Below are 22,315 nucleotides of genomic sequence, written 5' to 3' on the forward strand. Positions count from 1 at the left end.
TAATTGCGGAAGATTATCCATCCAAGGGTAAAAATTGCGCAAGTAGTGTTTATTCAAGCAATCTTAGCAATTATCTGCCGACGCCTCGGGCCTATGCTTACCACCAAGATCACTGCTCGGACAAACAGTCCAGTGCAGCCCGCCCAATCAGGCCGGCTGCGGTCGCAGTACCCATCGGTACTGGCAGACCCCCGAGCTGCACACTGTCCAGAAGACGGCGTGAGGTGAGCCGACGCCACAAGCGTCGCGCACGGACTAGATTCTCGAGGGGAGGCCGACGGGCCTCCCTTTTTTATGGGCGGCTTTTCTGCGCCCGCCTAGGGCTGCGCATAACCGCAAGCATGCAGGCGCTGGTGGGTCAGGCGTTTGTCCGGGTAATCGGCGCCCCAATTCAGCTGCTGGTCGTAGCGGGATTTGAGATGGGCGCAGGCGGCCTGGATGCGCGCGTTGGCTTCGGCCATTTGAGCCTCGGACAGTCGATTCATCTTCAGGCTCTGGAAGAAAGGCTGGATGAACGCCTCGTCCAGATCGTAGCCCCGGGTGCCTTCGGTTAAGCGCTGACCGGCGCGTACATGGAAAGGCTGCTGCAGGCCGCTCTGGTTTTCCCAGCACCAGTACTTGACGACCTCTTCCCAGGTACCCGTCGGGCTGTGCCATACGTTGTGAAAGCGCAGGCATCGCATCCCTTGGCGAGCGACCCAGTCGATCTCTTGTGGGCGAGGCTCGTTTAAATCCAGATCCATCAGTGCTCGTTTGTTCTGCAGAAATTGCTCGGGAGAATAGAGGTCCTCTACGTCGCCATCGAGCCGGCCCTCTACGATCAGGAACAGTGATGACGCCAGGACTTCAAGCTCGCCTGCGCGAAAGCTGCCGGAGGCGCCTGCCGACTGTATATCGCGGCGTTTGTCGTAGGTGAAGCCGCTTTTCAGCGTGCCGCAGGCCGTGTGTCGCAGCGGCCCGGGCAGGTCATAAGAGAAGCGCGGACTGAGCGTCACCCGCTGTTCTCCCACTTCACACAACATACGGCTCAAGCGCCGATCGTCTTCGTACACCAACGGTGTCTGCCCGCAACCCCACAAGGTCATGGGCAGCAACAGCAGGGCAAGTCGCCTTGACTTCAAAGTGAAGCGCCGAAGGCGTTGCCGTTCTTGTCGATAAAGGTCGGCACGATGTAAGTCTTGCTCTTGGTTCCGTCCGGATTGGTGGTGGTGCCGTTCTTGAAGTCTTGCTGCAACTGGCTGGCGCCGTTTCCGCACATCGACTGAACCTGGCACAGGTAGTTGGAGTGTGGGCTTTCCTTACCCATGAGGCCCGGAAGGGTGAATACCGCCCCGAGGAAACGACTGATCGGATCGTTGGAATTCATTGCGTTGCGTCCCAGCAGATCGGACACCGAGTCGGTCATGGGCAGCATGCCGAAGAACACTTGCTTGTCTGGCCGGTTGACCTGGAACACCGCGTTGTCAGTGGTGTTGAAGCCGGCTTTCTCCGCGGCGGTAAAGAACTTTTGCGCGTACACCGGTGCCCCTGAGAGCTGGATGCTGCCGGGGTTCTTGCTGAAATCCAGGCCATCGAGGGCACGGTAGGTGAGCAACGCCCCCTGACTGTGGCCGACCAGGTCCAACTTGAAGCCCCGGTCGATGCCTGACTGGTAGAACTCATGTAACTGCTGGGCGTTCCCGGAGCGCTTGATGCCGCCCAGGTTCACGTCCCACGCTGACTCCAACAGGTCGCCGAGGAAGCCATGTTCCGGGTTGTAGGCCTGCATGTAGTTGTCGCGGCCGGTTTGCATGCCGCCGTTGACCAATGCCGCCTCGAACGCATTCTGGATGCCGTTGGTGGCAACCGCTCCCGGCGCATCGGGGCGCAGGATCATGTCGAATTTGGTCTTCGTCAGGTCCAGCAGTGGCTTGCCGGTTTCCGGGTCCATGGCGACATTGCCGTTGGCATCTTTCTGGTAGACCAGCTCGGTGCGGTAGAAGCTCATGTCTCCGCTGAGCAGCACAGGCAACTGCGTGGCTACGCCACCATGGCTGATTACGCCTGGCATCAGGCCCAGAGTCCCGTACGAGGTTTTGTCCATGGCGCTTTGCATCACGCCCGGGATCCAGGCCAACGGTGCCAGGCCCGGATTTTCAACCAGCGCCTGTTCGGTGGCCTTGGTCAGGTTGCCGTAGTTCTTGAACAGATCAGAGCTGTTCTTGCCATAGTCCTGCAGTCCCTTTTTCCACCGATCCAGGGTCTGCGACGGGTTGGCTACCGAATTGAGCGACGACTCGCTCACGTAAAGCTCGGTGCGTTTTTCCTTGTCCCGGGTGATGTCGTAGGCCTTGGTCAGGTCACGGTTGAGGCCGGCGGTGGAAACTTGTCCGGTCGCTGCGTCGTTGCGCACGATAATGTTGCCCGCGCCGACGGTGGCGCGCACATCCTGCTCGCGCTCCTTGCGGTAGTCGTAGCCGCTCACGCTCCAGCCATTGAAGCCTTCCTTGGGCGCACCGCTCAGGCTCTTGTCGCCAGTGAACGCCACGTCCTTGCCACCGGTGGCCTTGGCGCCGTTACCCGCGTCCGCGCCCCAACCAAAGGCACCGCCGACGTTGACGTAGTAGCTATGCTCCTTGTCTTCGCCGTTGATGTTGCGAAAGCCCAGGGTGTTGGTGTCGAGCTTGAGTTTGCCGTTGTCGGCGGCGATCAGCGCGCCGTCGATCTGGGTGTGTTTCTCGGTGCGGATATCCACGCCGTTTTTACCGGTGATGCTGGTTTGCTGCTCGACCCAGTTGGTCTTGCCGGTGGTCTTGCCCACGCCCACCGAGCCGCTCACCCCACCGCCACCGGCCAGGCCGATGCTGACGGTGACACTGGCATCAAATTGCTTGCCGCTGACTTTGCCGGTGTCCGGCACCGACGACACGAGCAGGTCCCTGCCCACGCGGCCAACCACTTCGTTGGCACGCAGGTTGGCGCCGGCGATGGTGGTGTCGTTGCCGCTGTTGAAGCGCAACTGGTTCCCTGCATAGAGGTAGGCAGTCTGCTGTTTCTCGGTCTCGCGCTCGAGCTTGCCCTTGCCCATGTCGACGCTGGCGTAGACCGCGATGAAGTCCTTGCCACCCAGGGCGAGGCCGACCTCGCCGCCACCGCTGCGGCGGGTGGATTGACTGTTGGAGTCGTTCTGCGCGGCGCGGATGTTCAGGTCCTTGCCGGCACGCAGGTCGATGTCGTGGCCGGCGATCACCTGGGTACCGACCATGTTCAGGTTCTCGCTGGCCTCGATATTGGTGTCACGCCCGGAAAGCAGCACGCTCGGGTTGTTGGTGCCCTGGGTCATCTCTTCGCTGGCTACGCCATTGCTGCCGCCGATCCCGGCGCGGGCACTGCCGCCACCGCTCTGGCCGTTGATGCCGCCCTGGCTGCGGGTGGTCTGGCTCTCTTCGTTGATCTCGCCACGGGCAACATCCAGGTTGACGTTCTTGCCCACCAGGGTGATGTCGCGCCCGGCTTCGAACTGACTGCCACGGACATTGATATCGTTACCGGCGACCGCATTGATGTCGCGGCCGGCGCTCAGGGTCGAAGGGACGTTGTCGCGGATTTCCGAGCGCGAGCGGGTGCCCTGGCTGGCCGAGCCGAAGTGGGTTGCGCTGGTGGGGCCGGAGGTGAACGAGTTGATGGCGTCCACGGTGCTGAGCACGCTGGAGGCCTTGCTGACGTTGTCTTCGCCTTTACCTGTGCCGCTGATGGCATCCTTGGTATTGCCGTAGTTGTGGCTGATATTGACGGTCAGGCCGTTGCGATCGCGCGTCTTGCTCCGTTCCTGGATGAAGGTTTCATCGGCGGCGTCGACGTTGATGTCGCGCGTGGCCTGCAGGTTGATATCGCGCCCGGCGTCCACGCCCGCGCCTTCGAGGGTCAGGTCGCGCCCGGCCTGGACGCTCATGTCCTGGCCGGCCACCAGTTGGCTGCCGGCGGCGGTCTGCTGGGCATCGCGGGATTTGACCTTGGTCGCTTCGCGCCCGGCAAACGCGGTGAAGCCGTTGCGGTCGCTTTCCAGTGACAGACCGGCCTGCTTGGTGGACTTCCAGTTGCTCTGGTCCTGGCTGTTGCTACCGGCCAACACGTTGACGTCGCGTCCGGCACCGACTTGCAGATTGCGCCCGGCCTCGGCGGTGCTGCCGATCATGTTCACATCACGGTTGCCCTGTACGGTGACGTCGCGCCCCCCCGTGACCTGGCTACCGACACTTTGGCTCTGCAGGTTTTCCTGGCCGGCCTTTTTTGCCGAGGCGATGGAGATGAAGTTACCGGAGGTGCTGAAGCCGATTTTGCTCTTGTACTTCTCGCTGTGGCTGGTTGACTCGTTGGCCGCGTCCATCAGGTTGACGTCGCCGTTCTTGTCGACCATCCCGGCACGCAATTCGGCGTCGCGTTTGGCATCGACTCGGCTGGCGGACAGGTTGACGTTGCTGCCCGCGACCACCACGGCGTCATTGCCAGCGCTCAACTCGCTGCCCACCTGAGTGATGCTGCTGGAGCTGCGGCTGTTGCCGCTTTTGCTCAGGCCGAAGCTGCCTTTTTTCTTCACGCTGTAACTGCTGTCGGTCTGCTCTTGCGCCGACATCAGGTTGACACTGCCGGCACCGCCCACCAGCAGATCATTTCCGGCCTTGAGCTGGCTGCCGATCACGGTCACGTCCTGGCCACCGGTGAGGCCGATACGCCCGTCTTTGTCCTGGGTGATGTTGACGGTCAGGTCGTGTCCGGCTTCGATGCGAGACGCTACGTTAGTGGTTGCCGAATCAGCGCTTTGGGTGGTTTTGCTTTTGCCCCAGGAGCCCTTTTTCTTCTGGTAGAACGTCGAGGACTGTTCGTCCAGCGCCGAGATGATCGCCATGTCATTGCCGGCCTTGAGCGCCACGTCATTACCCGCCTTGAGCTGGCTTGCGACAATAGCCATGTCGCGCCCGGCGGTGACGGCCAGGTCGCCACCGGTGGTGACGCTGGAGCCGAGGTTTTTCACTGTGTCGTTGGTGACCAGGCCACGACGGATCGCGCTCTGGGTAAAGGTGTGATCCGTCACCGCGAGCATTTCCACATCGCGGCCGGCGTTGAGGCTGGCGTTGCCGTCGCTGTGAATCTGCCCCTTGTTGGTCAGGTCACGTCCGGCGTTGACGTTCAATTGCTGACGGGCGCTGATCAGGCTGCCTTGGTCGAGGTTGGTCCGCGAGCCCGAACCGTAGAGCACCTCCATGGCCGCACGTTCGTTGACGATGTCGCCTTTGATTGCGCTAAGGTCGACCTGATTGCCGCGTACTTCGCCGCCCAGGGCGTTGCGAATACTGTTCTGGGCCATCAGGCTGACGCGCTCGCCAGCTTGCGCCAGGCCGCCTTGATAAAGGTTGTTCCCGGCTTCGACCGTCAGGTCGTTGCTGGCTCGCAGGGTACCGACGCTGGTCAGGTCGTTGCCGGCCAACAGGTTGATATCCCGGGCTTGTACCAGGCTGCCGCCACGCAGATTGCGCGATTCGGCCTGGGCCAGGTAGAGCACCGGCACCAATACATCCTGGCCTTCCACCCGGCGGGTTTCCATCCAGACGATGTCATGAGTCAACGCGGCTACTTGCTGGGAGGTCAGGGCGACGCCAACGCTCAACTGCAACTGATCCTTGGAAGCGACGGCATTGTCCATCAGGTATTGGTACTGGTCGTAGTCGCTGGTCAGGCTGCCCGCGAGGAAGCGTTGACCGGTCTGGGCCAGCACCGCTTCGCGAATCAGGCGGGTCTCGTACAGGCCATCGCCCAGGCGACGCCAGCTGCGGTCGTCGTTGTAGCCCAGCAGGCCGAACATGTAGTCGGAACTCATGAATCGCGACAGGTTGGTCAGGTTCGGGTTGGTCTCGATCAGATAATGGCTGTTTGGATTCTGGCTGCGTACGAACAGACCATAGTCACCTTCCGGCAAGCGGTAAGTGGCAAGCGCCGTAGGGTCGACCGCAACGAAAGGAACGCCCGCGAAGTCCACGGGCACGAAGCTGACCTGGGTGCTGCCATCGGCGGTGACACGCTCGACACGGCGGACATCGGCCGCTACCTGGGTGCTGCCGCCACTGCCCAAGGCGTTGACCGTGATGGTCTGGCCGCCGAGCAGGCCAACCGTGTTGCTCAGGGTCTGGCCGGTCAGTTGGGCGGTGGCCTGTTGGGTCAGGGTGCCGTTTTCAATATTGCCGGAGACGTTGAGGTTCAACTGGCGTCCGGACTGCAGGGTCGAGGCGTTTGCGGTCTGCGTGCCGGTGTGCACGACGCTGCTCTGGCCGATGAGCGGGTACTGGGTAATCGCCGCGGGAATCGGTTGCTGCTGGTCCGGAGCGCTACCGGCATTGGCGGCGTTCCAGGCATGGGCATTGGATTCCGCCCAGCGGAAATCGCCTTGCTCGACGCCGTGCAGGAAGTAAGTGGTGCTTTCCACGCGTTGGTCGAGGGTGGCGCCACGGTTGTAGAAGTTCGTGGCGTTGACGAAGGCGTCGCGGTTGGCGGCTATCAGGCTTTGTTTGTTCTCCACGGTGCCGGCGTTGATCAACAGGTCACGCCCGGCAATCAGCCGTGCGCCAGGAGAGTCCTTGATGATTTTGCCAAGGTAGGTGCTATTGACGATGAATGTCGCGGTGTGGTGGTCGCCGGAGCAATCGGTGCAGTTGATGTCGATGCGGCGACTGACCAGCGATTCGCCGAGTTCGAACTCGTCCTTGGTATTTTCCAGGCTGGCGACATTGAGGTTCATGTCGCCTTCGCTTTCGATGTTCGCCGAGCGGTTGCTCAGGCTTTGCGCCTGACCGCCGTCGAGGCCGGCGAAGCTCAGGTTGCCCTTGCTGTAGATGTCGCCGTAAGTGTTGCTCAGCGTGGCGCCGCGCAGGTTCATGTCGGTGCCGCTGTAGATCAGGGTATTGGCCGAGGTGCTGATGCCGCCGCCGGCGAAGATGTCGAGCTGGCCCATTGCGCCGAGGGTGCCGCGGTTGCTGACCTGGGCCGCCTGGACCTTGAGGTTCTGGTTGGCAATCAGGCGCCCCAGGTTGTCGAGCCGGCCGCGCAGCTCAAGCGTGGTATCGCCACCACTGGCGATGCGGCCGTTAGCCTGGACCAGGTTGCCGGCCGAGATGCTGACGGCCTTGGCTGCCGACAGCAGGCCGGCGTTATTCAAGTCTCCGGTGAGCGTCAGGCCCAGGTCGCCGTCGCTGAGTATTTCACCGCTGCTGGTCAGTGTGGCGGCGCTCAGTGCCAGGCCGCTGGCACTGGCGATGCGGTCGCCGGCCAGCAGCTTGAGATCGCCATTCACGGCTACGTCCAGTGCGCCGTTGAGTTGCAGGCGCCCGGTGCCATCGACCGAGGTTATGTCCAGGTCACCGCTGCCAAGACCGATGAGGCTGCCTTGGTTGCCGGTGAGGCTGGTCAGGTCGACCTTGAGCAGTCCCGTCCCGGCGTGCTCGACACTGCCGGCCTGGTTATTCAGCGCGCCGGCCTTGAGGTTGAGGGCCTGACTGGTGATCCCGATGGAACCGCCCTGGTTGTTCAGGGCGCCGCTCAGCAGGATCTGGCTCAGGTCGCCGCCAATGGCGCGGATACGGCCGGTGGCGTTTTCCAGGTTGCCGCCGGTCAATAGCAGGTTGCCGCCCGACTCGATCAGGCCGTTCTGGTTGTAGATGTTCGAGGCACTGAGGGTCAGGTTTTTCGCGCTGATCTCGCCACCCGCCCGGTTATCCAGGGTAGAGCCCTGGCTGTCGAGCAGGCCCTGGGCATAAAGGCGGCCGGCCTGGTTGGTCAACTGGTCGACCAGCAATTTCAGATTTCCCGCCTGGGCGTTGATGAGCCCGGCCTTGCCGGCCAGTGCGCTGTTGTTCGCCGTGGCGGCTACTACCTCGATGCTGTTGCCCTGCACTGCGCCGCCCTGGTTATCCAGGGAACCCTGGGCAAGTTGCAGGTCCACATGACCCGCCTGCGCCAGCACCAGGCCTTCGCTGTTGTCCAGCGTGGTGGCGGTCACTTTCAGGCCGTCAGTGCCAGACAACAACTGGCCCTTGCGGTTATCCACAACCGTGCCTTGAACATCCAGGCGCTTACCAGACAACGTGCCGCCCTGGTTATCCACTCGGCTGGCCTGGGTCACCAACACCGATGACTCGCCGCCATCGATCAAGCCCTGGGCATTGTCCAGCACGCCTGAGACTGCCAGGCCGATCGATCCGTCGGTGGCAGTCACCGCACCCTTCGCGCTGTTGTCCAGGCGAGTGGCGGTAACGCCTACGCTTTGGCCGAGCAACACGCCGCCATGGTTGTCGATATCGCTGCCGTTGACCTGCAAATGACCGTCGCTTTGTACGCGACCTTGATTGTTCAGGAGTTGCCCGGGCGTTGCGCCTTGGTCGCGCAGCGTCAGCAATGCGCCGCCGGCACCGGCCAATAACAAACCCTCGGCGCGGTTATCGATGCGTCCGGCGTTGAGCGTCAGTTGGTCAGCGACGATGCGGCCGCCACGGTTGTCCAGCAGGCCGGTTTGGGTCATCAGCAACTGTTTGCCGGTGATCACACCTTGCCGGTTGTCCAGCCCGGCAGAGGTGATGTCGAGATCGCCGCCCCTGGATTGCAGGTGACCAGCGCTGTTGGCCAGTTGCTGGGTCACGACCATGGTCAGCTTGCCGGTCTCTGCGCTGAGCACGCCCTGGGTGTTGCGTGTGAGGTTGCGCAGGTGGGTGGTGAGTTCGCCGCCGTTGATGGTTCCCTTGAAGTTGTCCAGGTCGCGGGCAGTCAGCGTCGCGATGTTCGTGCCTTGCAGCAGGCCTTCAGCATTGTCCAGATCCTGCGCGTTGATGACCAGGTCTTCGGCGCCGATCTTGCCTTGCTGGTTGTTCAGGGCGCCGTGGCTGACCAGGGTCATTTTTTTGCCCACCAGGGTGCCGCCGATGTTGTCGACGCTTGCTGCGTCCACGTTCATAGCAGCGCTTGCCTGGATCCGGCCACCGTTATTGAGCAATTCTTGACCGATCGTCAGGTCGGTATTGCCCAGCTCGGCGCTGAGCAAGCCATTGGCGCTGTTGTCCAGGCGATCCGCGGTCAGCTGCAAATGATCGGCGACCATCTTGCCCCCCTGGTTGAGCACCTGGGTGGCGCCGATTTCCAGCAGGCCCTGCGCTTGTAGCGTGCCGCCGGTATTGTCGAGCTGGCCGGCGACTTTGATGGTTGCCTGGCCGACGCTGGCGGCAATCAGGCCGGCCTGGTTGTCCAGGCGATCAGCGGTCACTTTCAGTTGGTCGGCAATTACCGAGCCGCGCAGGTTGTTCAGTTGCCTGGCGTTCAGTTCAAGGTTTGCGCCGGCCAATTCGATACGGCCGTCGGTGTTATTCAGGCTGTCGAGGTTGAGGGCGGCGGACTGGCCGTCACCGAAGCGAATCAGGCCGCCCAGGTTGACGATGGCAGGCGTCACCAGGGACAGCGAATTCATGCCCAGCACCCGCGCTGCCGCGCCCTGGTTAACCAGGCGATCGCTGGTCAGGCCGACGATGGCGCCCTGGAGAATCCCGTTCTGGTTGTCAACGAGCTCGGTGGCCTGTACCTGGAGGCCACGACTGGCAGTTACAGTACCGGTGTTGCTCAATTGCCGCGCGGTGAGGGCGACGTCGCCGGTCGGGTTGCGCGTGTTGTCCGGATTGACCCCGGCTTCGATAATGCCGCCGTTGGCGACCTTGCCGGCGCTGGTAATGGCAACCTTGTCCCGGGCAGCGATACTCTGGCTGATTGTCACGTTGCCCGGGGTCTTGATATCGACCTGGGTGCCGGCATAAACCTTGCCCTGAACATCCACGCTCTGCCCGTTCACGGCGATCGCCTGGTTGGCGCTGGCATTGTTCAGGCTGACCTTGCCGTTGGCGTCGATCTGGATGTCGCCAGCGCTGGCTGCCATGTCGCCGGCCAGGCGCACCCCTACGCCTTTCTCCGTGCCCACCAGACGTATCGCCCCGGCATACATGCCGCCCAGCGCCGAGCTGTCGATGGCCAGTTGCGGTTTTTCGCTGCCATCGTCGGCGCGAGCGGTGGCGCTCAGGTTCTCGGCGTTGACGTCATTGCGGCCGGTCACCACGTTGAGGTTCTTCGCATGGATATTGGCGTTGAGCTTGGCGCTGCGAGTAATCAGGTCGAATTGGTCGACTTCGCTGGCATCCAGGCCGGCGCCTTCGATGCTGATGTCGCCGCCGTCGACCTGGAACCGGTCCAGGCGCTCGCCGTCCAGGACGGGTTTGCCGGTGGTCAGGGTTGCGCGCGGGGTGTTGATGAAGCCACAGCCGCTGCAGGTGATGCCGTTGGGGTTGGCGACAATGACGCGCGCCGCTTGCCCGGCGACTTCGGTGTAGCCGGCCATGTGGCTGCGATTACCGCTGGTGACTTCGTTGAGGATGACCTGTGCGGCCTGGCCCTTGAGGTTGTCGTTGCCCAGAATGATGCCGCCCAGTTGCGTGCGCTGGGTCTTGCCGGTGGCGTTGTTGAGGATGACGCCATTCTGGCCGACGTTGTAGTCGGTGAACTTGTTATGGGACAACCCGTTGCCATTGGCACCGTTGATATTGATCACCGGTACGCCGTTGCCCGCCGCGCCAATACTGGTCTTGCCGCCCGCTGCCGCGTCGACGGTGAGACCTGCCGCTGCGACGACCAAAGGGTTGAGCAGCACAATCGAGGCCAGGGACAGGGCGATGCATTGAGACAGCGGGGTACGGACGTCCATGTGTGAGTCTTCCATTGACAAGTGCGAATCGGATATCAGAAAAACAGATCGACGCGGAAATACACCGGGCGTTCGCGTTTCTCGATAATCCCGGGGCGTTCCAACGAGCGGGCGAAGCTCACGGAAGTGGCCAGGTGCTTGCCCCTGGCATTGAATTCCAGGGCATTGCCGGTGACGCGGCCACGTTCATCGGGATTCGAGGAGGTGCCCTCGATCACGCCGACGTCGTAGGCAAACGCCACGCCGTATTCCTGTAATACCGGCTGCAAAGGTTGCCAAGTCACGGGCCGGCGCCAGCGTAACTGGTTGCGCCAGTAACCGCCGCTGTCGCCGGTCAGGGTCTGATCTTGCAGGCCACGTACCGAACTGACACCGCCGAGGCTGATTCGTTGCGGGCTGTAGACGGGATCTTCGCTGCGTTGGCCGGTTGCGAGGCTATCGAAGCTGAAGCTTTCGCCCCACAGACGGAAGGGCTGCAAGTAGCTCAGGGTCAGGCTGTATTTGTTATAGCGTGACTGCGGTTCGTCGTGAGCGCTGTCACGCTGGGCATCCAGCGCGCCGATCCCCTGTTGCCATCCGGCGTCCAGGTTGATGAACGCGGTCCCGATGCGCCGGCCATGGTTGAAGCTCAACTGGGTCTCGGTGATGGTCACGCTGGAGGCGTCGATGAAGTTGTCGTCGACGTAGTTGCGCGTGCGCAGCTGGCTGAGGCCGAAGCTGATGCCGGTCTTGCTGACGTTGTCGCGGTGCAATACGCGCTCGGCGCGTACTGCGTGATTCTTGCTGGTGCCGTCATACCCGAATACGTAGCCCTGGGCGTTGCCGCTGGCGCGGTAGAAGCTCTGGCTGTAGGCGTAATTGAAGGTCCACCAGCCGTAGGGCACGCTGTAGTAGAGACTCTGATTGTCGGAATGGCGCCAGTGATCGCTGACCGCGTCCTGGTTGGCGCGCAGGCTCAGTTGGTCGGCCAGGCCCAGCGGGCTGTCCCAGTCCAGGCCCAGGCCCATCTGCTGCTGGCCGGTGCTGCGGTCGCCGTCGTTGTTGCGAGTAGCCGAGACCTGCCAGGGTTTTTCACGTTCACCCTTGAGGCTGATGCGACTGCCGCCGACTTGGTCGCCCGGGGTCAGTTCCAGCTGGGCCTGGCGGGACGGCAGGCGGCCCAGTTGATCCACCAGTTGTTCCAGTTCCCGCAGGTTCAGCGGCGCGCCGATCTGGCCGGGAAAGGTCATCGCCAACTCGCGGGGACTGACGATGGCGGAGCTGTCGAAACCTTCGAGCTGCCCCTCGACCACAACGATCTTCAGTACGCCGCCCGAGAGATCCTGCTGCGGCAAGTAGGCGCGCGTGGTAACGAACCCGCGCTCCAGATAGTGGTGGGTCACAGCCTTGAGCAGGGTATTGATCTGCCCGAGCGACAGGCATTGGTTCCGATATGGCTTGAGCAGTTGATCGCGCATGCCTGCATCTAGGTGGTTCGCGCCTTCAAGCTCGATGGTCTTGATATCGAAGCAGCGGCTGTCGTCGGGGCTGGCAGGCTCAGGTGCCGGCAAGGTCTTGCCTGGCAGTTGCTGAAGCTCGTCGAGGCGTTTTTGTTGTTCCTGCAGCAATTGCTGCTGGCGGTCACGAATCAGATCGCGATCCCCAGGACTTTGCAGGGGCGCGGCGTTGGCGAGGGAGGAAAAAATTGCACCAGCAGCGAAAAGGTGCGAAAGACTAAAGCGGGTCATGCCTTCATTCCCTTGAACGGCTAATTGCGGCGGATGCCAGCGGTCGTTTCAGGCGCAAAAGTCCATGCGGCCCGGTTTAAACGGTGGGCATCTTAAATCCTAAAACTTCTTGTAATAAAAAAGCCTTGGATAAAGCCGACGAACGGTAGTTGCCATTTTATCTCTCTCGAATGATGGCATAAGGCCTTGATTGCTGTGCGGTTGTGCTCTCATAACCGAGGCAAGCGCCATGAAATTTTGCTGTCGTCCTGCGAATCAAGCCCCGCGCCTGATAACCTGTCGCCGAACCGGCCTGGGCTTTTTCCAGTCTTATTTTCAGGCCCCGAACCGCTGTGAGGAATTTCATGAAGTCGCGCATCTGGCGTTTGGCAGGTGTTGGTCTGTTGTGGGCAAGTGTCAGTGCGCAGGGAATGGCGGATGATCAGCAGAACCGTGGCGGCCCAAACGGTAATGGCCCGGGTTATTCAGGCCAGCCCCGGCCGCAAAGCAACGAGATCATTCGTGGCGATAACAGCCGACAGTTCGAGGTCCAGCCGCAATCTCCAGGTGGGCAACACTACGAGCGTCCACCGCAGGACCCCAGCGTACACAACCGCCCGCCGCAACAGCAACCGGGCAACAATCTGCCGATCCAGGGCCGGCCCGACAGCGTGACCCAGACCCAGGAGCCGCGACCGGGCTACTACCGCGACATTCCACGGCGCAACGACGGCTATCCGAACGGCGGGCCGCGTCCAGGCCACGACAATCGGCCCGATCAGCACTGGCCCGGTCGGCCGGACGGCCATGGCAACGGTTGGGGGCAGGGGCCGCAATATCGGCCAGGGTATGTGATCGATCGTTTCCCGGACCGGAATTACCGCGTGCCTTATCGCGGCCAGGATTATTTCTACTCGGGTGGCTACTGGTATCGTCCGCAAGGGCCGCGTTATGTCGTGGTGCAGCCGCCTCGAGGCATTCGTACCCGCTATCTGCCCGATTATGCCCGTGAGGTCTGGATCGGCAGCTCGCTGTTTTTCCTCGCCGCCGGTGCCTATTACATTTATGAAGCCAACACCCGGGACTACGTCGTGGTCGAGGCGCCGGTCGCCAATCCGCAGCCGCAGCCCCAGGGCAACAGCTTCGACGTGGTGGCTTATCCGGCCAACGGCCAGTCGCCCGAGCAGGTCAACCAGGACGGCTACGATTGCTATCGCTGGGCGGTGCAGCAGAGTGGTTTCGACCCGCGCACCTATACCTACCCACCGGCGCCGGAAGTGGTGCAAACCTACCGCCGGGCCCAGGGCGATTGCTTGAGCAGTCGTGGGTATCAGGTGACGTACTGAGATTGTGCGAGCGGCATTTGTGGCGAGGGAGCTTGCTCCCGCTCGGTTGCGCAGCGGCCGCAAGATTTTGGGGCCTGCTGCGCAGTCCAATGGGAGCAAGCTCCCTCGCCACGGTGACGGCATCAAGCGTTGGCGCGCTTCACCACTTCTGACGGATCGGCATGCACCAGCACCTCGGCTTTCGGATAAGCGCGATGGATCGCATCGGCGGCCTGGTCGCTGATGCCGTGGGCCACTGACAGGGTCAGCTCGCCCGGCAATTCCAGGTGCAACTGCACGAACCAGTGGTTGCCGGAGATTCGTGTGCGCAGGTCATGGGCGCCGACCACGCCGGGCACCGCGCAGGCCAGTTCGAGCATGTGCTGGCTGACGTCCGGCGGCAGTTCTTCATCCATCAGCACGGCGAAACTTTCCCGGGCAATCTGCACTGCGCTCCAGAGGATGTACGCGGCGATGCCCAGGCCGAACCAGGCGTCGAGCTGGTACCAGCCGAACCCGGCCAGGACCAGAGCCACCAGGATGCTGCCGTTGAGCAACAGGTCCGAGCGGTAGTGCAGCGAGTCGGCGCGCACGGCGTTGGAGCCGGTGGCGCGCACGACCCGATGCTGCAACGCCAGCAGCGCCAGGGTCAGTGCCAGGGAAAACACGATCACGCCGACGCTGAGCCAGGGCGCCTCGACCGGCAGCGGCTGCTTGAGTCGTTCGTATGCCTGCAATGCGATCAGCACCGCGCTGCCGCCAATAAAGAGTGCCTGGGCCATGCCCGCCAGCGATTCAGCCTTGCCGTGCCCGTAGCGATGATCGTCATCAGCCGGTCGCAGGGCGTAATGCACCGCCAGCAGATTGAGCAACGAGGTGACGCCGTCCAGCGCCGAGTCGGTCAGGCCGGCGAGCATGCTCACCGAGCCGCTGAGCCACCAGGCCGCCGCCTTGGCAATGATCAGAATGCACGCCACGGCCACCGAAGCGCGGGTGGCCAGGCGTAGCAGGCGAGCATGTTCGGCGCTGGTGGTCATGGCGCGGTCTTCCTTGGGCTGCGCCTCTTACGCGGCGGGTACGAGACCGAGCGTGGCCAGTTGTTGCACGTTGCCCTTGTGCTGGATCAGGCGCGGGTCGTCCAGCGGGAAGCTGCGGCCCAGCTCGCGCTCCAGGATGGCTTGCAGCTTCTGATTATTGACCGTGCCGTCGGCGTTGATGGCCGGCTTGAGTTTCTCCGGTTCGATCTGCACGCTTCTGCCCGGCTCGAAATAGATCGCGCCGGTGGCAAAATCCACGGCAAAGGCGATCAGGCCGGGGATGATGTAGAACAGCAGGCCGACGGCGTCGAGCGCGGCGATGGCCGGGTCGATCTTGCCCTCGATCTGGCCCCGACGGTCGGGGTAGAAGATCGAGCCACAGGCGCTGATCTGGGTCAGCAGGCTGGCGACCAGCACGCCGCCGATCACGCGAAAGGGAATACGCATAACAATCTCCTGAGCAGGTAAGGGCGTTGCTGGTTGGAGTCCAGACCACGCTAAACAGTTCGCCGTTATACTCGGCCCTCTGTTTTGGAGCCAGCATGATTTCTTTGCCGATTGATGAAGTTTTACCGGCCCTGCGCCAAGCCTTGGCGTCGCGCCACGAAGCGGTGCTCGAAGCGCCCCCCGGTGCCGGTAAGACGACCCGTGTTCCCTTGGCCCTGTTGAACGAGCCGTGGCTGGCCGGGCAGACCATTCTGATGCTCGAACCCCGGCGCCTGGCGGCACGGGCGGCGGCTGAGCGCCTGGCCAGCGAGCTGGGGGAAAAGGTCGGCGAAACCGTGGGCTACCGGATTCGCCTCGACAGCAAGGTCGGGCCGAAAACCCGCATTGAAGTGGTCACTGAAGGCATCCTCACCCGTCGCCTACAGGATGACCCGGCACTGGATGGCGTGGGGCTGTTGATTTTCGATGAATTCCACGAGCGCAGCCTCGACGCCGACCTGGCCCTGGCGTTGAGCCTCAACGGTCGGGAGCTGTTTCGGGACGAGCAGCCGCTGAAGATTCTGTTGATGTCCGCGACCCTGGAAGGCGAACGCCTGGCCGGGTTGCTGGACGATGCGCCGATCCTACGCAGCGAAGGGCGCATGTTCCCGGTGGCGGTGCGCTGGGGCCGGCCATTCCAGCCCGGCGAATTCATCGAACCGCGACTGGTGCAGACCCTTCTCGAAGCGCTGCACGACGAAACCGGCAGCGTGCTGGTGTTCCTGCCGGGGCAGGCGGAGATTCGCCGCGTTCATCAACAATTGGCCGAAGCCTTGGGCGAGGGCGGCAACGTGTTGCTGTGTCCACTGCATGGCGAGCTGGACCTGGCCGCCCAACGCGCCGCCATCGATCCGGCACCGCCCGGCCAGCGCAAAGTGGTGCTCGCCACCAACATCGCCGAGACCAGCCTGACCATCAACGGTGTGCGGGTGGTGGTCGATGCCGGGCTTGCCCGCGTACCGCGCTTCGACCCGGGCAGTGGCATGACCCGCCTCGATACCCAGCGTATCTCCCGCGCCAGCGCCACCCAACGGGCCGGCCGGGCCGGGCGACTGGAGCCGGGTGTGTGTTACCGGCTGTGGTCCGAAGACCAGCATGAACAGCTGGCGGCCTACGGCAGCGCCGAGATTCTCTCGGCGGACCTGGCCGGGCTGGCCCTGCAGTTGGGCCGCTGGGGCGTGACGCCGCAGCAGTTGACGTGGCTCGACGTCCCGCCGACCGCCGCGTATGCCCAGGCGCGGGATTTATTGCAGCGCCTGGGCGCGCTGGACGGTGGACATCTGACTCGGCACGGCCAGGCCATGGCCGAGCTGCCGGCCCATCCGCGCATCGCGCACTTGCTGCTGCGGGGCCAGGCGCTGGGGCTGGCGGACATGGCCTGCAATGTCGCGGCGCTGTTGGGCGAGCGTGACATTCTTCGAGGCGCTGGCGCGGATTTGCACAGTCGCCTGGCGTTACTGTCCGGCGAGGAACGAGCGGCACGCGGCGCTCAGGGCGGTGTGCAGCGGGCGCGGCAATTGGCCCGGCAATATCGTGGCTACTTGCGCGGCAAGGCCGAGGAAGCTGTCGCCGATCCCGAGCATCCGCGCTGGCTCGGCGCGCTGTTGGCGCTGGCCTATCCGGATCGCGTCGCGCAACAGCGGCGACCCGGCGGCGCGGAATATCGCCTGGCGAATGGGCGCGCGGCGCTGTTTGCCGAGGCCGACAGCTTGATGAAGCAACCGTGGTTGGTGATTGCCGAACTGGGCAGTCGCCAAGGCCAGCGGGAAGAACGGATCTATCTGGCGACGGATTTCGATCCGGCGCTGTTCGATTCGGTGCTGGCGGAACAGGTACGTACCGAAGATCAATTGGACTGGGATGAGCGCGAAGGCGTGCTGCGGGCCGAGCGCCAGCGCAAGGTCGGCGAGCTGGTGCTCAGCCGCGAGCCGTTGACCGGCCTGGATGAATCTGCCCGCAGCCGGGCGCTGGTCAACCTGGTACGCCGCAAGGGGTTGGAGTTGTTGCCCTGGACGCCGGAGCTGCGTCAGTGGCAGGCGCGGGTGGCGCTGTTGCGTCGGCTCGACCTGGATACCAAGGGCGACAGCGACTGGCCGGACGTCAGCGATGCGGCGTTGCTGCTCAGTCTTGAAGACTGGTTGATGCCATATCTGGGCCGGGTGTCGCGCCTTAGTCATTTTGCCAACCTGGATCTGTCGAGCATCGTCCGTAACCTGTTGCCCTGGCCTCTGCCGCAAAGGCTGGACGAACTCGCGCCGCAGCACTTGAGCGTGCCTTCCGGGTCGTCGATTCGCTTGGATTACAGCGAACACCCACCGATTCTCGCGGTGCGCTTGCAGGAGCTTTTCGGCCTGGCCGACACCCCGCGTATCGCCGGTGGTCGGCAGGTGGTCAAGCTGCACCTGCTATCGCCCGCGCGCCGACCGGTGCAAGTGACCCAGGACCTGGCGAACTTCTGGCGCAGTACTTATGCCGAGGTGAAGAAGGATCTCAAGGGACGGTATCCCAAGCACTACTGGCCGGACGACCCGCTGGTGGCGGAGGCGACGGCGCGGGCCAAGCCTAGACGCTAGTTCTCAGGCCGGGAAACCAGCCAAGGTTGAATTGGCTTTCTGATAGGCCTGCTGGAATGCTTCGAGGTAGCCGTCATACATCTTTGATATATCGGTTTCCCTGGCCCGATCCAGATGCGCTTGTCTGGCTTCAGGATCTTCGCTTAACGCCAGCGCTTCCTGCAATTTATCGACAAACTCACCAATGGATTCATCGGATAGCATTCTGTAGTTCGGAAAAAGCGGGTCGGGTTTTTCGGCCTGCTGTCGTTTGACACACAGGCTGTAATCTTCAGCGAGGCGGCCCATGGCATTGCGTGTACCGTGTAGGTCAGAATAAACGGCTATACACCCCGCGGCCGCTGCCTCCAGCAATGTAAGGCCCCAGGATTCGGTCCGGGAAGTAGAAAGGACGATGTCCGTCGCGGACATCACCGCTGGCATGTCCTGAAAGCCGAGAAAATGAATGCGCTCCTTTAATGACTGAAGGTCGCCCAGCGTATTTTTCAGCAGATTTTGCAGATCGCGGTTATCCGAACTTAACATCGCGCCGCATCCGACAAAATGTACGGCTTCATTACCTGGTCTTTGTAACACTTCGCTGATTATTCTGATGCATGCAGTCATGTCTTTTTCGGGCGAGTATCTGCCGGCCAGGGTGATGACCTTGGCGCCTTGTGGAATATCATGCTGTTCTCTGAATTGGTGGCGTGCTTTATCGTTACGAGCAAATTTTTCGCAATCGGTACCGTTTTCAACTTCTTTCAATGCGTATGGGTTGCCACCGACACTTGCATAGTTTTGTCCCGCCGAGCGAGAACAGACCACTGCGACCTGGATAGCGCCATAAGATGCCCGCATATTTGTTGCCACGCAGAAGTCCTTTTCATTGTTCAACGTGTCCTCTACTGAAAGGTCTTCCCGGTGGATACCGTAGACTATTCCAATCCGTTCCCCAATTGGCCGGACATCGTTCAGCTGCTTGATTGCCTCAGTGACCAGCGTAGTGGCATGGTCTTGTGCAACATAAACGACATGAGGCGCGGCGTCCTCTATGGCCTCCTTCATGGTGGCGATCGCTGACGGGTTTAATTCGAAGCCGTCCGGCGATTTTATAAGTACGCCGTCAAGTCGATTGGCATTGCTCTGGGCGTTGGTCGTTGTTTCGGATTTTGTCGTCTTGTGACCCAGGTTCAGGAAATAGTTTTTCAGACAGATTTTTTCTATTGCCAGCCCGAATGGCCCCCTTCCGATATGGCGCCCCGCTTGTGATTGTATGTCGCTGAAGTTGCTGTTCGAATCCCAGGCTATCACTTCCAGCGTTGTTCTGGTTATACCGTTCTGGTCGGTTTGCGTGATGTGGTTGTGCAGAGGGAATTTACTACCGTCGCCCTTCAGGGTGACATCAATAAGTGTCGCGTTACTGAGTTTCAGCTGGGCACCTTTGGCTCCGCTGTTGTGCTGGGCCAACATGTTTCCAATATTTTCGGTGCCACCGGTTCCCTGATAGTTCTGTACAAATAGTATGGACTTTGCCCAAGCGTATTTAGGCGCGCTGGATAGACTTTCTGTGTGGGGGGTGGGCGCCGCGTCGACTGGAGTAATCATCGGTTGAACTCTTATTGGGTTTGCAGATATTAGCCCCTTGCTTAGTTGGCAGGAATAAATGAGTTGCAGGTATGTGGTTCTGGATATTGCAAGTGGTTGTCTGCATAGAGGGTGCGCAGCTTTAAATTTTTGCGCTGCTGGTCACTGCGGTCAGGGCATCGCCGGCAACAGAAACCGCGCGATCACCGGCAAATGATCGGAAATGCGCAACGTATCGTCCTGCCGGACCTGGGCTTCGACCCGTTTGAGGCGGGGGCTGTGGAACAAGTAATCGACGGTCCGGTCGGGGCCGTTGAGGCCGGGATCGTTGGGGTAGTGGGTCAGCCAGTTTGCGCGGTCGATGCCGCTGGCCTCGTTGTTGGTGGGGATCATCGGGTATTTGTCCCACAGCAGGTGCAATTCGCTGTCGGCGGAATAGGGCGAGCGTTGCTCGGTGGGCAGGCGTCGGTATTGGCCCAGGGGTAACAGGTTGAAGTCTCCCCCGGTCAGCCACGGAGTGCCGGCGGATTCAAGCTTGTCCAAGGCCTTGGCTATCGCGCTGACTTGTGCGCGCGCCGTGTCGTCCGGCTGGGTGGCCCGCTCCAGATGTGTATTGAGCACCGCCAGTTGGCCGCCGCCGCTCAGGGGCAGGTAACTCACAAGCAAGGCATTTTTCGGCTGGAACTGGCGGGTGATGAAGTTCGCCTCGGCCACGGGCAATTGCACCCGCTCGGCGTGGTCGATGCGATAGCGGCTCAGCGTCGCCAACTGGCGGCCAACGCTGCCGAAGATATGTGGGCTGGGAATGAAATCGGCTTTCCAGTCAAAAGCGCTGGTGCCGCAGGGATAGAGGTCGGCCAGCCGTTCCTGCAAGAGCTTGAGCTGGTTCTGGTAGTCGCTGGCCTTGGCGCCGTTGTCGAGTTCCTGCAATAGCACCACGTCCGGCTGCTCGTCGCGAATGACCCGTGCCACTTCGTCGAGGCTGAAGGCCATGTCTTCCGGGGTCGGGCTTTCATCGTCGCCCTCGGCCAGGTCGTGCCAGAACACGTAGCGCTTGCCAGCCAGGAACTGCACGTTCCAAGTCATCACCTTCAGGGCCTGGCCGGGCACCAGCGGTGGGGCGTTCGCGGCGCAGCTGACGGGCATCGCTTCCCGGGCCTGTGGGCGCCAGGTCGGGCCATAGATGGAAAAGGCCGCAATGCCGACGAGCAACAACAGGCCCAACAAGACGTATCGCAGCAGACGGGTCATGGCTCGGGTTTTTCTGCAATCAACATGAACATTCGGAACAGCACCACGGTAGTGAACAGTTGCAGGAAACTGTGGACGCTGTCGATCAGCAAACTGATGAAGGGGTTCTGCGGCGGCGGATACACCGAGACGCTGGCGCCCTTGAGCAGCCACAACGGGACCATTACGGCGAGGATGCATAACAGGATTCGCCAGAAATTGCCTCGACTCAGGCGCGCGCTTTCCTTCATGGCCGCCAAGGGCGCCATGCCCCGCAAAACCAACAGGTATTCACCGAAGGCGAGGACGACCATCAGCCACAGCCCCGGCAGGAAGTACAAGGAAATGCCGATCAGGATCAGCAACGTATTAAGGGCGGTCAGCAAGGCGAAGCGCGGCCACTGGAGGAGGGCTGCCGCGAGCAGGTCACGGGCACGCGGGGCTTCGCCGCGACTGCGAGCATCGAGAAACAGGATCAACGCCGCGGTATACAGCGGGTACACGAGGAGACCGACGATCACGCTGTAGCCGGAGAAACCGTCGGCGCCGATGGCGCTGTCCACCCCTTGTTGCAGGACCGCCTCAAGTATTACCAGCGGCAGGCACAGCTGGGCGATCCGGCCCAGGTTGCGCTTGAAAAAATACAAGGAGTCACGCAGTACTTCTAACGGATTCATGAGTCGGTATCGCAGTTCGAAAAAGCGGTCCGACACTTTAACCGATCAAGCGACCGCACAAGCAAACGTAAACATCAGGTAAAGACCATTGAAAGCTTGCTGCGCAACCCCATTACTGAATCGCACCGGTCTTTGCGACCGGCCTGGTTTTAATCCGGCAATCTGATGAGGTCGCCATGAACAGCGAAGAACAAACCCTGATCGATGGACTGTTTTCCCGGCTGCAACAGGCCGAAAAGGATTCAGCCCCGCGCGACGCCCAGGCAGAGGCGCGGATCAAGGAACACTTGGCCAACCAGCCTGCCGCGGGCTATTTCATGGCCCAGGCGATCCTGGTGCAAGAGGCGGCGATCAAGCGCCTGAACGAGCAGAACAGACAGCTCGCCCAACAGGTCGAGCAATTGCAGGGCGAATTGCAGCAGGCCCGCAGCCAGACTTCGGCGCCAAGCGGCGGCGGTGGTTTCCTTTCGAGTATCTTCGGTGGCAGCAACCGCGATTCACGGCCAGCAAGCGCACCGGCATCCAGCGGTGGCGGCTGGCGCGAACCTGCGCGGCCTTCCTTCAACGCACCGGCCCAGCCAGGCTTTGGCGCTGCGCCCGGCAACTATGCCGCGCCGCAACAGCAGGCCCCGGCGGCGGGCAGCTTTCTCGGTGGCGCCTTGAAAACCGCAGCGGGCGTGGCCGGTGGTGTGATGCTCGCCCAGGGCATCAGTAGCCTGTTCCACAGCAATCAACCCGAGGAGATCGTCGAGGTCCTCAAGGAAGAGCCGGCCCAGCCGGTCAATGACGCCGCCAACAACGGTGACACCGGTTGGGGCGATGATCAGCGCGTGGCCGACAGCGATAGCGACGGCAACAATAGCTATGGCAACGACCAGGGCGGTTTCAGCGACGCCGACTACAGCGACGATTCGTCCTCGTTCGGCGACGACGACTCTTTCGTCTGATCCGCCGTT

The 22,315-nt window shown here is 62.0% G+C and carries 11 protein-coding genes; 3 read left to right on the forward strand and 8 right to left on the reverse strand.

Annotated elements, in window-relative coordinates; translation table 11 throughout:
• Positions 1 to 317: 317 nt before the first annotated feature.
• From J3P96_RS03930 to J3P96_RS03940, 3 genes are read right to left on the reverse strand one after another with little or no spacing between them, the layout of a single operon-like run.
• Positions 318 to 1,121: a hypothetical protein gene (locus tag J3P96_RS03930; RefSeq protein ID WP_434655459.1), complete on the reverse strand. Its 804-nt coding sequence runs from the start codon at positions 1,119 to 1,121 to the stop codon at positions 318 to 320.
• Positions 1,118 to 10,759: a hemagglutinin repeat-containing protein gene (locus J3P96_RS03935; protein ID WP_434655462.1), complete on the reverse strand. Its 9,642-nt coding sequence runs from the start codon at positions 10,757 to 10,759 to the stop codon at positions 1,118 to 1,120. Before J3P96_RS03935 ends, J3P96_RS03930 begins: the two co-directional genes overlap by 4 nt.
• A 35-nt stretch (positions 10,760 to 10,794) precedes the next feature.
• Positions 10,795 to 12,486, reverse strand: a complete 1,692-nt coding sequence (locus J3P96_RS03940; protein WP_434655464.1) for a ShlB/FhaC/HecB family hemolysin secretion/activation protein — start codon at positions 12,484 to 12,486, stop codon at positions 10,795 to 10,797.
• A gap of 344 nt (positions 12,487 to 12,830) precedes the next feature.
• Between J3P96_RS03940 and J3P96_RS03945 the strand changes: the two genes are divergently transcribed.
• Complete coding sequence (locus tag J3P96_RS03945) at positions 12,831 to 13,811, forward strand: DUF6515 family protein (RefSeq protein ID WP_434655467.1); 981 nt, start codon at positions 12,831 to 12,833, stop codon at positions 13,809 to 13,811.
• 122 nt (positions 13,812 to 13,933) lie between these two features.
• On the opposite strand, the gene J3P96_RS03950 is transcribed toward J3P96_RS03945, so the two are convergent.
• Together J3P96_RS03950 and J3P96_RS03955 are read right to left on the reverse strand one after the other, a co-directional pair.
• Entirely contained in the window at positions 13,934 to 14,827 is an 894-nt protein-coding gene (locus J3P96_RS03950) for a cation diffusion facilitator family transporter (protein ID WP_434655470.1), read from the reverse strand.
• Positions 14,828 to 14,854: 27 nt separating this feature from the next.
• A complete protein-coding gene (locus J3P96_RS03955) occupies positions 14,855 to 15,274 on the reverse strand; it encodes a polyribonucleotide nucleotidyltransferase (RefSeq protein ID WP_434571645.1) in 420 nt (139 codons plus the stop codon).
• 95 nt (positions 15,275 to 15,369) lie between these two features.
• On the opposite strand from J3P96_RS03955, the gene hrpB reads away from it, so the two are divergent.
• Positions 15,370 to 17,886 (forward strand): ATP-dependent helicase HrpB, encoded by a 2,517-nt coding sequence (hrpB, locus tag J3P96_RS03960; protein WP_434655472.1) that lies wholly within the window; start codon positions 15,370 to 15,372, stop codon positions 17,884 to 17,886.
• Between the two features lie 3 nt (positions 17,887 to 17,889).
• Here hrpB and J3P96_RS03965 read toward each other — a convergent pair whose 3' ends face one another.
• The 3 genes from J3P96_RS03965 to J3P96_RS03975 form a co-directional block, all read right to left on the reverse strand.
• Positions 17,890 to 19,473 carry a glycosyltransferase family 4 protein gene (locus J3P96_RS03965; RefSeq protein WP_434655475.1) on the reverse strand — a complete coding sequence of 528 codons (1,584 nt, stop codon included), beginning with the start codon at positions 19,471 to 19,473 and terminating at the stop codon, positions 17,890 to 17,892.
• A gap of 150 nt (positions 19,474 to 19,623) precedes the next feature.
• Positions 19,624 to 20,703, reverse strand: a complete 1,080-nt coding sequence (locus J3P96_RS03970; RefSeq protein WP_434655478.1) for an endonuclease/exonuclease/phosphatase family protein — start codon at positions 20,701 to 20,703, stop codon at positions 19,624 to 19,626.
• Entirely contained in the window at positions 20,700 to 21,359 is a 660-nt protein-coding gene (locus tag J3P96_RS03975) for a YciC family protein (protein ID WP_434571649.1), read from the reverse strand. Before J3P96_RS03975 ends, J3P96_RS03970 begins: the two co-directional genes overlap by 4 nt.
• 176 nt (positions 21,360 to 21,535) lie before the next feature.
• Between J3P96_RS03975 and J3P96_RS03980 the strand changes: the two genes are divergently transcribed.
• Positions 21,536 to 22,306 (forward strand): DUF2076 domain-containing protein, encoded by a 771-nt coding sequence (locus J3P96_RS03980; protein ID WP_434655481.1) that lies wholly within the window; start codon positions 21,536 to 21,538, stop codon positions 22,304 to 22,306.
• Positions 22,307 to 22,315: the final 9 nt, after the last annotated feature.

Source organism: Pseudomonas sp. R3-56 (assembly GCF_051132075.1).
GTDB lineage: Bacteria > Pseudomonadota > Gammaproteobacteria > Pseudomonadales > Pseudomonadaceae > Aquipseudomonas.